This window comes from Cupriavidus numazuensis, assembly GCF_905397435.1.
Taxonomy (GTDB): Bacteria; Pseudomonadota; Gammaproteobacteria; order Burkholderiales; family Burkholderiaceae; genus Cupriavidus; species Cupriavidus numazuensis.
The window spans coordinates 1-14,735 of the sequence record NZ_CAJPVI010000081.1 but is presented as its reverse complement, the minus strand read 5'-3'; the positions used below and the strand labels follow the sequence as shown (position 1 = coordinate 14,735).

Annotated in this window: 13 protein-coding genes; 2 read left to right on the top strand and 11 right to left on the bottom strand. The window is 66.0% G+C overall.

Translation table 11 applies throughout. The features are described 5' to 3' along the window. Positions 1–3: 3 nt before the first annotated feature. The 11 genes from KHO41_RS37335 to KHO41_RS37285 form a co-directional block, all read right to left on the bottom strand. A complete protein-coding gene (locus KHO41_RS37335) occupies positions 4–822 on the bottom strand; it encodes an enoyl-CoA hydratase/isomerase family protein (RefSeq protein ID WP_211958266.1) in 819 nt (272 codons plus the stop codon). A 66-nt stretch (positions 823–888) separates the two neighbouring features. Further along, positions 889–1,767, bottom strand: coding sequence for a type I methionyl aminopeptidase (gene map / locus KHO41_RS37330; RefSeq protein ID WP_211958253.1), 879 nt, complete (start codon positions 1,765–1,767; stop codon positions 889–891). Between the two features lie 36 nt (positions 1,768–1,803). Beyond that, positions 1,804–2,769, bottom strand: coding sequence for a tripartite tricarboxylate transporter substrate binding protein (locus KHO41_RS37325; protein ID WP_211958252.1), 966 nt, complete (start codon positions 2,767–2,769; stop codon positions 1,804–1,806). 40 nt (positions 2,770–2,809) lie between these two features. Further along, entirely contained in the window at positions 2,810–3,736 is a 927-nt protein-coding gene (locus KHO41_RS37320) for an alpha/beta fold hydrolase (RefSeq protein ID WP_211958251.1), read from the bottom strand. Next, positions 3,720–4,643 carry an alpha/beta fold hydrolase gene (locus tag KHO41_RS37315; RefSeq protein WP_211958250.1) on the bottom strand — a complete coding sequence of 308 codons (924 nt, stop codon included), beginning with the start codon at positions 4,641–4,643 and terminating at the stop codon, positions 3,720–3,722. The genes KHO41_RS37320 and KHO41_RS37315 overlap by 17 nt, the downstream gene beginning before the upstream one ends. Positions 4,644–4,657: 14 nt before the next feature. Further along, positions 4,658–6,427 carry an alkyl sulfatase dimerization domain-containing protein gene (locus tag KHO41_RS37310; RefSeq protein WP_211958249.1) on the bottom strand — a complete coding sequence of 590 codons (1,770 nt, stop codon included), beginning with the start codon at positions 6,425–6,427 and terminating at the stop codon, positions 4,658–4,660. A 34-nt stretch (positions 6,428–6,461) separates the two neighbouring features. After that, positions 6,462–7,202 (bottom strand): SDR family NAD(P)-dependent oxidoreductase, encoded by a 741-nt coding sequence (locus KHO41_RS37305; RefSeq protein WP_211958248.1) that lies wholly within the window; start codon positions 7,200–7,202, stop codon positions 6,462–6,464. A 30-nt stretch (positions 7,203–7,232) separates the two neighbouring features. Continuing rightward, on the bottom strand, positions 7,233–8,948 hold the full coding sequence (locus tag KHO41_RS37300) for an alkyl sulfatase dimerization domain-containing protein (protein ID WP_211958247.1): 1,716 nt from the start codon (positions 8,946–8,948) through the stop codon (positions 7,233–7,235). 55 nt (positions 8,949–9,003) lie between these two features. Further along, a complete protein-coding gene (locus KHO41_RS37295; protein ID WP_211958246.1) occupies positions 9,004–10,026 on the bottom strand; it encodes an alcohol dehydrogenase catalytic domain-containing protein in 1,023 nt (340 codons plus the stop codon). Between the two features lie 26 nt (positions 10,027–10,052). Further along, complete coding sequence (locus KHO41_RS37290; RefSeq protein WP_211958245.1) at positions 10,053–10,763, bottom strand: SDR family NAD(P)-dependent oxidoreductase; 711 nt, start codon at positions 10,761–10,763, stop codon at positions 10,053–10,055. Positions 10,764–10,795: 32 nt separating this feature from the next. Beyond that, positions 10,796–11,305, bottom strand: a complete 510-nt coding sequence (locus KHO41_RS37285; RefSeq protein WP_211958244.1) for a 2,4'-dihydroxyacetophenone dioxygenase family protein — start codon at positions 11,303–11,305, stop codon at positions 10,796–10,798. A gap of 309 nt (positions 11,306–11,614) precedes the next feature. On the opposite strand from KHO41_RS37285, the gene KHO41_RS37280 reads away from it, so the two are divergent. Together KHO41_RS37280 and KHO41_RS37275 are read left to right on the top strand one after the other, a co-directional pair. After that, a complete protein-coding gene (locus tag KHO41_RS37280) occupies positions 11,615–13,168 on the top strand; it encodes an acyl-CoA synthetase (protein WP_211958243.1) in 1,554 nt (517 codons plus the stop codon). 153 nt (positions 13,169–13,321) lie between these two features. After that, on the top strand, positions 13,322–14,521 hold the full coding sequence (locus tag KHO41_RS37275; protein WP_211958242.1) for a porin: 1,200 nt from the start codon (positions 13,322–13,324) through the stop codon (positions 14,519–14,521). Positions 14,522–14,735: the final 214 nt, after the last annotated feature.

The following is a 14,735-nucleotide window of genomic DNA, read 5'->3' as shown; positions in this document are numbered from 1 at the left end:
GTTTCAGCCCCTGTCCCAGTCGTAACGCGCCGGCCTGCCAGCGAAGAAGTCCGCAATCGATTCCCGGAAATCGGAAGTTCCCGCGGCAATCGCCTGGCTGGCGGCTTCCAGTTCGACCATGGTCTGGTAGGGCGTTTCAAAACTGCGGTTGAGCAGGCACTTGCCCAGGCCCATGGCCTCGCGCGGGCCGCTGACAAACCTGCGCGCGAAGGCCCAGGCTTGCTTCTCCAGCTCGCCGGGTTCATGGATGGCATGGACGATGCCTAATTGCCGCGCCTCTTCCGCCCCCAGCTTGCGGGCCGTCAGAACGAGCTCCTTGGCACGCGACAGGCCTACGATGCGCGGCAGTTGGTACAACGCTGCCAGATCCGGAATCAACCCGACTCGTGCGAACGACATGCAGAAGGTGGCGCGCGAGGAGGCCAGCACGAAGTCGGCCACCAGCGCCAGCGAGAAGCCTGCACCGGCCGCCGGGCCGTCGACGGCAGCAATGACGGGGATGTCGAGATCGCGCAGCCGCTGGAACCAGGCGTGGAAGTCAAGCACCCTGCGGCGTACCGCCTCGGAAGTGACACTGCCCTCTTCCTGCATCCGCTGCATGACCCGCACATCGCCACCGGCACAGAAGCTGCCCTGCGAGCCGGTGAGGATCAACGCCCGGATACTCCGGTCGGCCTCGACACGGTCCAGCATCTCGCGGTAGTCGAGCCGCATGGTGGACGACAGGGCATTGCGGGCTTCAGGGCGCTGATGGGAAAACTCGGCAATGCCGTCTTCAATGACAAGGCGGCATTCGCGGAGTTCGATCGTTTCGGTCAACATGATGGACAAGGAAAGACTGCTGGTGGACAAGCGTTTGCGATAGCGGCGTTAGCGGCATTGGCGGCGTTACCGGATCACGCTGCCATCTTCCTGCAAGGCAGCGACGCAATTTCCCACCGGGTTTTGGGGGCTCGATGCGGCTGGCGTTGCCGCCGCTGCCGCGGTGTCCGTTGCCGTGCGCGGCCATGGCGTAAGAATCTCGCAGCCCTCTTCCGTGACGGCGACCATGTGCTCCCATTGGGCCGACAGCGACCGGTCTTTGGTGACGACGGTCCAGCCATCCTGCAGCTGCCTGATGTCGGCGCGCCCCGCATTGAGCATGGGTTCGATGGTGAAGATCATGCCCGGCCGCAGGCGCACGCCGGTTCCCGGGCGTCCGTAGTGCAGCACCTGTGGTTCATCGTGGTAGACCTGCCCGATGCCATGGCCGCAATACTCTCGCACCACGCCGAATCCCTCGCGCCGCGCCACGGTCTGGATCGCATGCCCCACGTCGCCCAGCGTGGCGCCTGCACGCACCGCGCCGATTCCCGCCATCATCGCCTCGAACGTCGTTTCGACCAGGCGTCTTGCCAGAATGCCAGGCTTGCCGACGTAGTACATGCGGCTGGTGTCCCCGTACCAGCCATCCTTTTCGATGGCCACGTCGATGTTCACGATATCCCCGTCCCGGAGAATCTTGTCCGAGGGGATGCCGTGGCAGACAACATGGTTGACCGAAGCGCAAATCGTCTTCGGATAGCCGTGATAGCCCACGTTGGCCGGCCGGACGCCCAGCACATCCACGATGTACTGGTGGCAGAGCTGGTCCAGCGCGTTGGTCGAGACTCCGGGCCGGACGTGGGGACCGATCATCTCCAGGACGTCCGCGGCGAGCATGCCTGCGCGCCGCGCCAGGGCGATGCCCTCGTCCGAGTGCACGGGGATTGTGGCTAGAGCTTTCATTTGATTCATCTTCCAGGATGGCTGGGCCGCAGCGCCTCAATCCAGCGAGGCGCCGCTCAGTTCGACCAGCCGCTTCTGCACCGGGTACAGCGACTCGTAATTGGCGCGCGCGTCTTTGGCGGAATTGCCGATCGGCACCAGCCCCAGTGCGGCGATGCGCTCCTGGAATTCCTTGCTGGCGATCGACGCCCGTGCGGTTTCCTCGAGCCGGCTCCGGATCTCGGGCGGCGTGGCACTCGGCACCAGCATCATGAACGAGCCGGTCGGCTTGAACTCCGGCTGGGGCAGCCCCGCCTCGGCCAGCGTCGGCACATCCGGGAAGCCGGGCAAGCGGCGCTCGCCGGCAACCGCCAGCACCCGCAGTTTCCCGCCTTCCGCAAACGGCTTGACGGTGGCGAGCGAGGCAAAGGCAACGTTGATCTGGCCCCCGATCAGGTCCTGCACCATGGGCGCCTCGCCTTTGTAGGCGACATGCACAAGATCAAGCCGCTTCAGGTCGGCCAGGTAGGCACCGGTCAGATGCCCGTATGAGCCGACACCCCACGAACCGTAGTTGATCCGGTGCGCCTTGCCCCACGCCAGCAGCTCCGGCACCGTCTTCACCGGAATGGACGGATTCGCCGTCAGCAGCAGGCTCGCGCTGCAGACCTCCGTAATGAAGCTGAAGTCCTTGCCGGGGTTGTACGGCAGCTTCTTGAACAGGAACTGGTTATTGAGCACCGACTGGGCCAGGGTGATGAGGATCGTGTAGCCGTCCGGATTGGCCCTGGCGCCGGCGCTGGTCCCGATGATTCCTGATGCCCCTGGGCGGTTGTCGACGATGATCGGCTGGCCCAGGCGCTTGCTCATCTGCTCGGCCAGTGCGCGCGCCGTCGTGTCGCCGGCGCCGCCCGCCGGATACGGGTAGATCATCGTGATGGGCCGGCTCGGGTACGGGGCCTGTGCGTGTGCGGCGAAGGAAGCCGCGCTCAGCAGGGTCGCTGCAAGCAATGCCTTGAACATGTCTTGTCTCCTTGTCGTTGGATGTGTAGTCAGCCGGGCGCTATGGCGCCAATGGCGGAATGCCGTCGATGAAGTGCGACATCCGCTGTGCCACGCGTGGCCCGTGCTCGTGGATGACCCAGTGGCTGCCCTCGGGGATACGCTCGATGCGAAGGTCCGGAATAAAGCGATGCAGCCCTTCGACGCAGCCGTCCAGCAGGAAGCGGTCCTGCTCGCCCCAGATCGCGAGCGTGGGGACGTGGATCGGCTTGCAGGCATCGTCGACGTACCGTCGCTGCACCAAGTCTTCGTTGCGGGCATCCGACTCCGGCTGCCATTGCGTGCCGCGATAGTAGGAAAGTCCCGCGCGCAGCGACCCCGGCTTCGACCATGACCGCTGGTACTCCGCCTGCATCGGCGCGTCGAACCACGTGGGAGACGTCCCCGTCCGAAAGTCCTGCCCCATCCCGGCCCGCAGCGCGGCAAAGTCATTGGCGCGCAGCATGGTTTCGGCGTCGTCGCGCAGGAAGGTGCTGATATAGGCGCTGGCCGCGCGCTGTGCGGAATTCCCGATCAGCTCCCGCACGAACACGCCGGGGTGCGTCGAATTAACGATGACCAGCCCGCGCAGCCGCTCCGGGTACGCGACGGCGAACGCGCACGCAATGGCCCCGCCCCAGTCGTGGCCCGCCAGCACGCAGTCGCGCGCGCCCAGGTGATCGAGCAAGGCCTCTACGTCGCTGGCCAGATGTCCCGTGGTGTAGCCCGCAACCTCGCCGGGTCCCTCTGACTCGTTGATGCCGCGCGTGTCCGGGGCGACCACGTAATACTGCTCGGCCAGCGCCGGCATCACGCCGCGCCAGGCCATCCAGCTTTCGGGAAAGCCATGCAGGCACAGCAGCAGCGGATTGTCGGGGTTGCCACAGCTTGCGTAGTGAGCGCGGAAGCCGTTCAGGGTGGCGTAGTGGTGTTCAATCGGCCGGGACATGCGTCTGCTCCGGTGTGCCGAGCCGGGCGGCAAAATGCGCGATATGACGCGACACGCTTTCCCCGTGCTCGTGGATCACCCAATGGCTGCCCTCCGGAATGCGCTCGACCTGGACGTTGGTGAAGTACTGGTCGAGCCCGTCGATGCAACCGGTGAGCAGGAAGCCATCCCGCTCGCCCCAGACGAACAGGGTCGGCACGCGCACGACCAGGGCGGCTTCGTCCGGGACGGCAGCGCCGTCAGACGGCGTCAAGTACTGGGAGGCGCGATAGTACGAAAGGCCCGCCCGCACCGAACCCGGCCGTGACCACGCGCGCCGGTACGCTTCCTGCAACGTTTCGTCGAACCAGGCCGGAGGCGCGCCGGTCTGCGAGTTCTGCGCCAGCATCGCGCGCAGATAGGCGTGGTCGTCCGCGCAGACCGAGGCCTCCGTGTCGTCCTGCAGGAAGAACTGGATATAGGCACTGGCCTCGCGCTGCGCCGCGCTGCGCCTGAGTTCCCGCGCAAAGATGGCCGAGTGCGTGGAGTTGACAATCACGAGCCCGCGCAGCCGCTCGGGATGCGCAATGGCGAAGGCGCACGCAATCGCGCCGCCCCAGTCGTGCCCGGCAAGGATGCACTGCTGCTGTCCCAGATGGTCGAGCAGCGCCGCCACGTCGCTGACCATATTGCGCACGCGATAGCCTTGCAGCTCGCCCGGCCCTTCCGATTCATTGATGCCGCGCGTATCCGGCGCCACGACGTGAAAGCGTTCCGCGAGCGTCTGCAGCACGCCTTCCCAGCAGTGCCAGCTTTCGGGGAATCCATGCAGGCACAGCAGCAGCGGCCTGTCAGGGCTGCCGCAACTCGCGTAATGCATGCGGTAGCCGTTGAGGGTGGCGTAATGGTGTTCGATTTCGAATGGCATTGAAGTCTCCCCTTTCACGCTGTGCGCGCCACCAGCGCGAGCGCGGCCTCGATAACGCGAACCAGATCGGTGTTGCCGCGGGCGCGCACCGCGCCGCTCGCCACCTCGCCTGTGAGGCTGGTCTCTCCGAGGCTCAGCCGGGCCATGGTGAGCGCATCCAGGGACAACTCGAGTGCCGCGTCCTCGGGTGGCTCGTCCCGGTACTCGGCAATGCCGGGACGCAGCAGCAGGCCGCAGGCACCGCGCCCCGGAAAGCGGAAGGCCACGCTCGTGCGCAACGTGGGAGACACCGTCGGATCCAGGCGCTGCTCCAGCAGTTTCACCAGCTCTTGTGGCGCGCGCTGCGCAAGCGTCTCCGCGCCTTCTGCGGCGAAGAACGATTTCGGCGACGGCTGGTGCCAGTCCGTCTTGCCTTCCAGGTGCAGGGCCTCGGTCAGCAGGAAATGTCGCGTCTGGATACCGGTACGCGTGGCTTGCGCCATCGCACGCAGCGCATCAGCCTTGAGCTGCCGCGCCGCCTCGGAACCGGGCTGCGCGGCGACAAGGTAGCTCATGAGGCTCGCGGCAAGGTTGTACTTGTGCTCGCCCATGGCCTGGCGTGCGCGCGACAGCAATGCCTCTTCACCGCCAAAGCCTTCCACCAGTACATCGCCCATTTCGGCGCGCGACGGCGGGTGCAGATCGGCGCCGTCTTCGTTGTACCAGCCCACCAGGCCTCGGTAGACCCCGCGAATCCCGTATTCCCAGTCCACGTAGCCCGGATAGAGCACGGGGTCGTTCGCCAGATGTTCCGGCAGTTGGATGCTGGCGACCATCTCGTCGGGCGACATGCCGCGGTTGATCGCGCGCAGGCTCTGGTTCCAGATGAACGCATAGGCGTCGCGGTGCGCGGTCAGCGCGGCCTGCGCCGAGGCCTTGTCGGTGTACGGGCTGCCGTGGACAGGGATGACGTAGGTGCGGTCGAGACGGCGCAGCAGGTCGAGCGCGGCGATCAGCTCGTCCGGGGTCCGGAAGAAGTCGCCGCGCAGCGTATACATCGGATACGCCATCGGCCCCAGCGCCGAATTGGCCACCACGGCGTCAAGCTCCGGAAACTCGATGGCAAGCGAGTCGCGGGTATCGCCGATGATATGGTGGAAGCGCATGACTACACCATCGACTGCAACGACCTCACCGTCCGCGACGGCATGCGTCACTGGCAGCGGCGCTGCGGCGTTCATCTGCGGGTCGTCGAAATGCTTGTCGCCGCGGCCAAGCCTGGCGTCGGGGCCCGTGTCCGGCAGATATGCACCGAACTGGATGCCGCTGCGGCGCAGTTGCATGGGGCCGAGCAGGCTGCCGGTCGTGGCCGCCAGTTGCTCGGTCTGCGGATGCGCGAAGACCTGGACCTCTGCGGCCGATTCGCCATCGAGCAGGCCCGCGGCACCGCCGATGTAGTGATGGTGCGAGTAGACCAGTGCCTTGACCGGCTTGTCGCTGAAGCCGCGGATGAACTTGCGGAAGTCGCGCCCGTGGCCAAACCGTGTGCCGGTTTCGATGACGATCAGGCCCGTGTCTCCCTCGACGACGATGCAGTTGACGCTGTGATAGCCCTCGATGACGTGGATGCCAGAGCGAGCCATAGTCGCCCTCACGCCTCTCTTGCCCTGCATCATGTGGCGCACGAAGTCGCCGTTGAGGATGGCACCGTTCGGCACGGTGACCTTGTTGTGATCCTGCCCGCCACGGTAGAACGGGACTGCCTTGCTTCCCGTCTCCGCCGCCGGATGTTCATTCGCGTACATGTCTTGTCTCCACTTCTGCTTTTCCATGCGTGATCTATCCCACTCGCCGCATCAGGCTGAAGCTCTGCGCGGTGGGCCCGACGAGCGGCTGGGTGGCGAGGTACAGCGCGAGCGGCACCACGTCCTCTGGCTCCTTCATCCACTCGCCGGGCGGGAACGTGGCCTTGCCGAAGCCCGTCATCGCGGTCCTGACCGGCCCGGGAATCAGTTCGTTGACGCTGATGTTCGCCTCCTGGACTTCGAGCGCCAGCGTCTGCGTCAGCATCCACAGCGCAAGCTTCGACGTCGCATACGCCGACAGCCCGGGATGCGGCCGCATGCGCGAGCCCGATCCGGTCATCAGGATCTTGCCGCCGCCGCGCCTGCGCAGATGCGGTATGGCGGCCCTTGCCGTATGCAGCGCGCCAAAGAGATTGACTTCAAAGGTGTCTTTCCACGCCTGCACGTCGCAGGTCTCGATGTTTCCCGCCTTGAGGGCGGTGCCGGCATTCGCCAGCACGATATCCACGCCGCCGAACTGCGCCACGGCCTGTTCGTACATGGCCGTGACGCTTTCCATCCGCGTGACATCGACCGGGCAAGCCATGGCCGTGCCGCCGGCCTCCCGGATGTCGCCTGCGACGGCGTCGATTTCCGTGCTGCTGCGCGCCGCCACAACCACGGCCGCGCCAGCCTTTGCATAGGCCTGCGCAATGGCGCTGCCAATGCCGCGGCCACCGCCGGTGATCACGGCCACCTTGCCGGCAAGCGCACCGGCATAGTCCTGAGCATTCATGTCTGCATTCTCCGAAGAAGGATTTCCGGCTTATCGAGCCGGCGTATCAAACAGCGCCAGGCATGCAAACGCTTCGTCCCGGTCACCTTCGAGCTGGACCGCCTCGCGTTGCAGCAGTGACCCGAGCGATTCCCGGCCAAGATAGAGCTGGGCGAAAGCCGCGCCATCCATCGCCAAAACGAAATCGGCCTTGCGGTAGTGCTGTTGCGGACTGTCGAGAAACTCGGCGACGCCCCGGCGCAAATGAAGCGCCACCGACTGCTTCGCACCGTCAGTGAAGTCAAAGCGCAGGACCGCGTCGGTCTCCTGGGCACGGATGGGATCCACGCGTACCCGCATGTGGTCGACGAACGTTGCTGGCGTTGCGCTCACCTGCGCGGCCGGCGGAAGGATTACGCCCGGCAGGCTGATCGCTCCCTCCAGCGCGAGCGCCTGCGTCAGCATGAAGCCGCGCGTGATGCTGCTCGTGGTGCCATGGGCGCTGGTGCGCAGCAGCGCAGCCTTGCGCTGCCGCAGTTGCGCATCTTCCGGCGTGAGGCGGAACAGGTAATTCAGCAGTTCGAGCGCCCACGGCAGTTCGCCCCGTGTGGACGCGTCTTCCACCGCCGCCAGCACGCCTTCGCGGCCGCCAAGCAGCGGCACCATCCTTTGTGCAATGTCTTCCGGCGGCAGCCTGACTAGCGAAGCGGCGTCGCCGTCCCACCAGCCCACGGCATGGTTCATGATGTACGGCGCATGCCAGTCGAGCCGCCCATAGGACTCGAACAGCCACGGGTCTTCCGCCAGGTGACGCGGCAGCCTGACAAACCCGCGCAGTTCGTCTGGACCTTTGCCCTGCAGGATTCCGCGCAAGGTCTGGTCGAGCACGAGCAGCGTGAAGTCGAGATAGTTGCGCAGCGTGCGCTCGATCTCATCAGCGCCGACGAGGGTCCTGGCGTGCTGGCTGACGAGGTACTGCGGACGCAGCGCCAGAATCTGTCGCAAGGCTCTCGCCCAGATGCGCGGATCGCGGAACTTGGCCCCGCGTGGCGTGTAGAAGTTCGGCTGCCACGGCCAGAGGATGTTGTTCAGTACCAGTTGCTCATCTGGCAGCCAGACGCTGAGGCAGTCGTCCGTATCGGACCCGCCTTCGGTAAAACACTGCAGGCGCACGCCAGCGATGGTCAAGGTCTCGCCATGGCTCACAGGCGTGTTGACGGGCACGAAGCCCGGCTTGCCGCGACCAATGACGAAGCCGTATTGCGCATCGTCGCCCTCTTCCGGCAGCAGCATCTGGGCATGCTGGACAGCGCGGGCGCGCTGCAGCGGCTCGATCTCCGGAAAGGCCACGCCGACCGAGCCTGCCCGCATGTTCGCGTTGAGCTGCGGGTGGCCGATGATCGCTACGTCGGTTTCACCCTCGATCAATGCGCTGGTGCCCAGCGTGTAGTGGCTGTGGCTGTAGATCACGGCCTTGATCGGCAACGTGCTGATGGCGCGGATGCGCTCGCGGTACTGGCGGCCGTGTTCGATGTGCTCGCCGCTCTCCCAGACGATCAGCCCGTCGTCGCCGATGATGAGCGCCGCGTTGAGCGTCGTGCCCGGCAGCACCCAGACGCGCTCCGTCACCTGGTAAGGCGTGCTGTCCTGATGCCTCACCAGTTTTTCGTTGTCGAGTACTGCCTGGCTGATCCGGGCACCGTTCGCGGCACGGGATGGCGGCGCGCCCGGCGCCGCATGGTGCGCGCGTGGCTGTATGTCAAGCATGTCTGTCTCCTGCGGCGGCATCGCTTCGTGCCGCCTTGTCAGTTGGCTGGGGCGTCTAGGCCCGGATCAGCACCTTGCACTGGCTGTTCGGACGCTTCAGTGCCTCGAAGGTCTCCGGCACCTCGTCCAGCGAGATCACCGACGAGATGAACGGTGCCGCGTTGACGCGTTGATTCGCCAGCATGCGCAGCGTGAAGGCGAAGTCGGCGCGCTCGTAGGCGAACGCGAAGCTCATGCGCAGCCGCTTGACGGTGGCCGACAGCACCGACAACCGCTCCGGCTCCAGGTTTGCGCCGGCGATGACGAGGTGCGCGCCCGGCGGCGCCATGTCGACGATCTTCTGCAGCATCGGCCGGCCTACGCATTCGAAGATCACTGCCGGCGCCTGACCGGTCGCGCGCTGGAATTCCGCGACCGGGTTGTCGACCACCGAGGCGTCGATGGCAATATCGGCGCCGGCGGCTGCGGCACGGGCAAGGCGCTCCGGCACGAGATCGCTGATGGCCACATCGCCGGCGCCGAAGAAGCGCGCCCACGCCGCCACGGCAAGCCCGATCACGCCGGCGCCGAGGATCAGTACGCCCGCACCGGTTGGCACATTGGCGGTCCGCCAGGCGCCGAGTGCAACGGCGAACGGCTCGACCATGGCGGCATCCTCATAGCGCATGGTGTCCGGCAACTTCATGGCCATGGCAGCCTGGCATATCGTGTATTCGGCATACGCGCCGGGCACCGCGGGGTTGAAGCCCTGCGTAGCGGGCCTGCGGCACGATGTGCGTCGACCCGAGCGGCATTCCTCACACTGCCCGCAGGCACGGAACGGCAGCGCCACTACCCGGTCGCCCGGCTGAAAATCCGCGCCCGCATCGGCGCCGACCGCCACTACCTCGCCGGCAAACTCGTGGCCAAGCACCGCGCCCGCGCCGAGCATGCCGGGCGTCTGCGCCGCATGCAGGTCGGAGCCGCAGATGCCGCAGGCCTGTACCCGGATCTTCAGGCTGTCCGGGGGCAAGGCCGGCGCAGCCATCTCGACCAGCGCCAGCGGCTTGTCCACGCTCTCAAAGGCGATAGCTTTCATTTCGTGTGTCGCACTCAGATGGCCGCTCAGGTAACCGAGTACCCGCCGTCCACCGGCAGGGTTGCGCCGTTGATCAGCCGGGCCGCGGGCGACGCGAGGAAAATGGCCGCGCCTGCCACGTCTTCCGGCTCGCCCCACTGGCCGTCCGGGATGCGGCTGACGACGCGCTGGTTGAAGGCGTCGTTGTCGCGGCTGGTGCGCGTGAGCGCCGTGCTGATCCAGCCGGGCGCGATGGCGTTCACGCGGATGCCGTCGGCGGCAAAGGCGATCGCCAGCGACTTCGTCAACTGCACGATGCCGGCCTTGGCCGCGCCATACGCCGGCGTGGCGGGAGAGCCGAAGTACGAATACATCGACGCGATGTTGATCACGCAGCCCCGGCTCGCCTTCAGTTGCGGCCGGAAGGCGTTGGCCAGCCGGAGGTTGCCGACCAGGTGGATATCGATGATGTCGGCGAAGACCTCGGGGTTGTACTCTTCGCGGCTCGCGCGGCCGGCGCAATGGATCAGGATGTCCAGCGCTTCGACGCGGTCGGCCAGTGCGCCAATGGCGTCGGCATTGCGCACATCGAGCGCCTCATAGCGGATGCGCGGATCGAGCCCTGCCTCGGGGATGTGCAGGTCCGCCACGATCACGTGGGCGCCATGCGCAAGGAACGCGCTGGCAAAGGCACCGCCGATGCCACCGGTGCCGCCGGTGATCAGGACGGTCTTTCCTGAGACGTTGAAGTCAGGCATGGTGTTCTCCGGAATGGGTTGGACGATGTGGCTCACTGCGCGGTGTAGCGCGCGCCCAGGCTGCGGATGTACTTCAGCGGCGCCATGCCGCGCGCCTGCGCGGCCTTGTTGATCATCGTTTCGATGAAGCTCGAATCGGAGATGTTGATGAACTTGCCGTCGGCGTCGAAGTTGATGTTGGCGCCGTAGATCACCATGAACATGTCCGTCGGCCCGGCGTTGTCGGCCGGCGTGCTGAACTGGTGGATCGAGCCACCCGGCTCGTAGAGATAGGAGCCGGCCGTCTGCGGCTGGTGCGGGTACTGGGTGTAATTCCACTCGCCCGCCATCGTGAACAAATGCACGGTCCCGGTGTGGAAGTGGTTCGGCAGGGTCACGCCCGGCGCGACCCGGGCGCGAATCACCCAGATACCGTTCTGCGGATCGAAGAACAGCGGGCACAGGTCGGAGCCCGGGCTGGGAAAGTCCTTGACCCACGGCTCCTTGTCCGAATCGATCGTCAGCAGGTCCTTCTCCTGCGGTACGTGGGAAGGCAATTGCATGGTCATCTCCTTTCTGGTCTTGGCTGTGGCGGGCCCGGCATGGTCACCGGCGCGTCCGATGCATGGATGTTGCGCGGCGCGGGGTTGCGCAACTCCCACCGCCGAATGGGGGGCGCCGGCGGGTCCTGCGCTCGTCCGCATGCGTGCTCGCCTGCACATATGCGCCAGACATGGCCGTGGGTGGCGCCAACCCCACCGATTGACGGTGGCTTTAGCGAAGCGCCCCGGCTGATCTACTCCGGCCTACCGCTTTCCGGCAGGGCGTCAATGCCCACCAGACAACAGACCGGAAGCCATCCGGAGACATTCATGCAACTGACCCAAGGCCTGCATCGCTCACTGCAACTGAATCCCGACCGGGTAGTCACGGTATTCCGGGATCGCCGTCGCACGTACCGCGAATTCGCCGACCGTGTCGCGCGGCTGGCGGGGGCGCTGCAGGCGCTGGGCATGGCGGCGGGCGACCGCGTCGGCATGCTGGCGCTCAATTCCGACCGCTACCTCGAATACGCCATGGCCGTCTGGTGGGGCGGCGGCGTGATGAACCCGGTGAACATCCGCTGGAGCGTGCCCGAGATCGTCTATTCGCTGGACGACTGCGATACCCGCATCCTCATCGTCGACGACCACTTCCTGCACATGGCCGACGGCATCAGCGCCACGGCCAGGCATGCGCCTGTCGTCATCCACGCCGGAGACGGCCCGGCGCCGGACGGCATGCTCTCGTTCGAGACGCTGATCGCCGATGCGGCTCCCGTGCCGGATGCAGCGCGCGGCTACGACGACCTCGCCATCGTCATGTACACGGGTGGCACCACCGGCTTCCCGAAGGGCGTGGAGCAGACGCACATGAGCCTGTGGTGCGGCAGCATCCAGCGCATGGCGGACCTGCCGCCATTGCGCGGCGGCAGCGCGCTGCATGCGTCGCCCTTCTTCCATATCGCAGCCTTCACCCGCGTGGTGGCGCAGTTCATTGCCGGCGAGCAGCACGTCATCCTGCCCATGTTCGACGCGGCACAAGTGCTGGAGACGATCGAGCGCGAGCGCGTCACCGAGATCGCGTTCGTGCCGACGATGATCCAGATGCTGATCCAGCATCCGGACTTCACGCGGCGCGACCTGAGCAGCGTCAGGCGGTTGGGCTATGGCGCATCGCCGTTCAATGCCGCCGTGCTGGAACGCACGCTCGAACAGTTTCCCGGGGTCGAGTTCGTTCATTCCTATGGCTTGACCGAAACCATGATCGTCGCCTCGAACCCGCCCGAGAACCACGGCAAGGCGGCACGCGAGCGTGGCCTGCACTTGTCGGTAGGCCGCGCGGGCTACGGGCTGTCCGTACGGATCGTCGACCGCGAAGGCAACGAAGTGCCGCGCGGCACGGTGGGCGAACTGATCGTGAGGGGCGCGAGCGTGACCCGGCGCTACTGGAACAAGCCGGAAGAAACCGCAAAGGCCTTCCGGAACGGCTGGATGCATACCGGTGACGGCGCGTACATGGATGCGGAAGGACACATCTTCATCGTCGACCGCATCAAGGACATGATCGTCAGCGGCGGCGAGAACGTCTACTCGGCCGAGGTCGAGAACGCCATGGGGCGGCACCCCGCGGTCGCCATGTGCGCGGCCATCGGAATCCCGAGCGAGGCCTGGGGAGAGGCCGTGCATGCCGTGGTGGTGCTCCGGCCCGGCATGACGGCAACCGCGGAGGACATCCGTGAGCATTGCCGCACGCTCATTGCGGGCTACAAGTGCCCGAAGACCGTCGAATTCCGCAGCGAACTGCCGCTTTCCGGTACGGGGAAGGTCCTGAAGCGCGACCTGCGGGCGCCGTACTGGTCAGGCAAGGACCGCGCAGTGCACTAAAACCGCGGCGTCAGGGAGCGCGCACCCGGGCGGCTGTGCATCGAGGTCGACCGGGGAGCGCTTCGACTGACGCAGCGGACCAGATCGAGCGAGAAGCCCGAGCCAGCCCTCTGCATCGCGGATGCAAGAGGAAAACCAAGAAACGAGGAGACAATGAAGGTGAGAAAACTGCCAAGCGCACTGACCCTGTTCGCCGTCGCCGGCGCGGTCCACGCCCAGACGAGCGTGACGCTGTACGGGGTCATCGACACGGGCGTGGAGTACATCAACCGCGTGGCGACGGCGCCCACCGTGCTGCCGCCGGGGGCGACCAGCCCGAGCCAGGGCGTTGCGCCAGTCGGCTCGCGGTTCGGGATGATCAACCAGAGCGGCATGTCGGCGTCGCGCTGGGGGCTACGTGGTGTCGAAGATCTCGGCGGGGGCCTGAAAGCGTCCTTTGTACTGGAAAGCGGCTTCAACTCGGACACAGGCATCTTCACGGGCAACTCCGCCATCTTCAACCGCCAGGCATACGTCGCGCTCAGCAACGAATATGGCAAGGTCGGCTTCGGCAAGCAGTTCTCGTCGATGACCGATGCCATCGTGAACTTCATGCCGGCGCGCTTCTCGCCGGCTTACGAACCGGGCATCTGGATGGTTGGCATCGACTACAAGCCCAACAACACCATCAAGTACTCGGGCCAGTTCGGCAGTATCTCTGCGTCCGCCCACTACTCGTTCGGTGCCGGCCTGCCGGTCACCTCGCTGAGCCCCGGCGGCGCCGGCGTTCAGCTCACGAACGGCGGCAACGGTGAAATCCCCGGCAGCCCGCGCGATGACACGGCCTGGGGTGGCTCGCTGACGTACCTTGGCCAGAGCTTCGGGGCGAGCGTCGCCTATGACCAGTGGAACCCGTCGGCCGTCGTCGGCCAGACGGCCAAGGTGCGCAAGGCCTATGCAGGCGGCAGCTATTCCAACGGCCCGCTCAAGCTGATGGCGGGCTACCGCTGGGGCGACCAGACCTACGCCAACGGCAACGTCGCCCTGCGTGACGACTTCTGGTTCGCGGGCGCCAACTACAAGTTCACGCCGGCGCTTGACGTGGCACTGGGGTACTACTACTCCAACATCAAGAAGATGAACCTGAACGGGGCGACGGGCGTTGCCACCAATCCAGCCAATCCGCAGCAGGTCAGCCTGGTGGTGGACTACGCGCTCAGCAAGCGCACCGACCTCTACCTGTCGACCGCCTGGGCACACAACGGCAGCCTGGGCAACGACGGCGCCTTCACGCTCTACCTGTTCAACTATGCGCTGCCGCCTGGTGGCAAGAACATGGTTGGCGTAGCGACGGGGATCCGCCACATCTTCTGACCGCGATGGCATGCAAGCCCGCGCCGGGTGCTCTCGCCCGGCGCGGGCTTTGGCATTTCGCTGCGGCTACCAAACGAGTCCTGATTGCACCGCTCTTTCCACCGGTTCTTCGACGAATTGTGGGGTTGTCGTTCTTGGCGGGCGCTGCTGTTTCGCCGGCGTAGCCGGCGACCTACTCTTTTGTCCGAGCGACAAAAGAGTAGGCAGAAAAGCG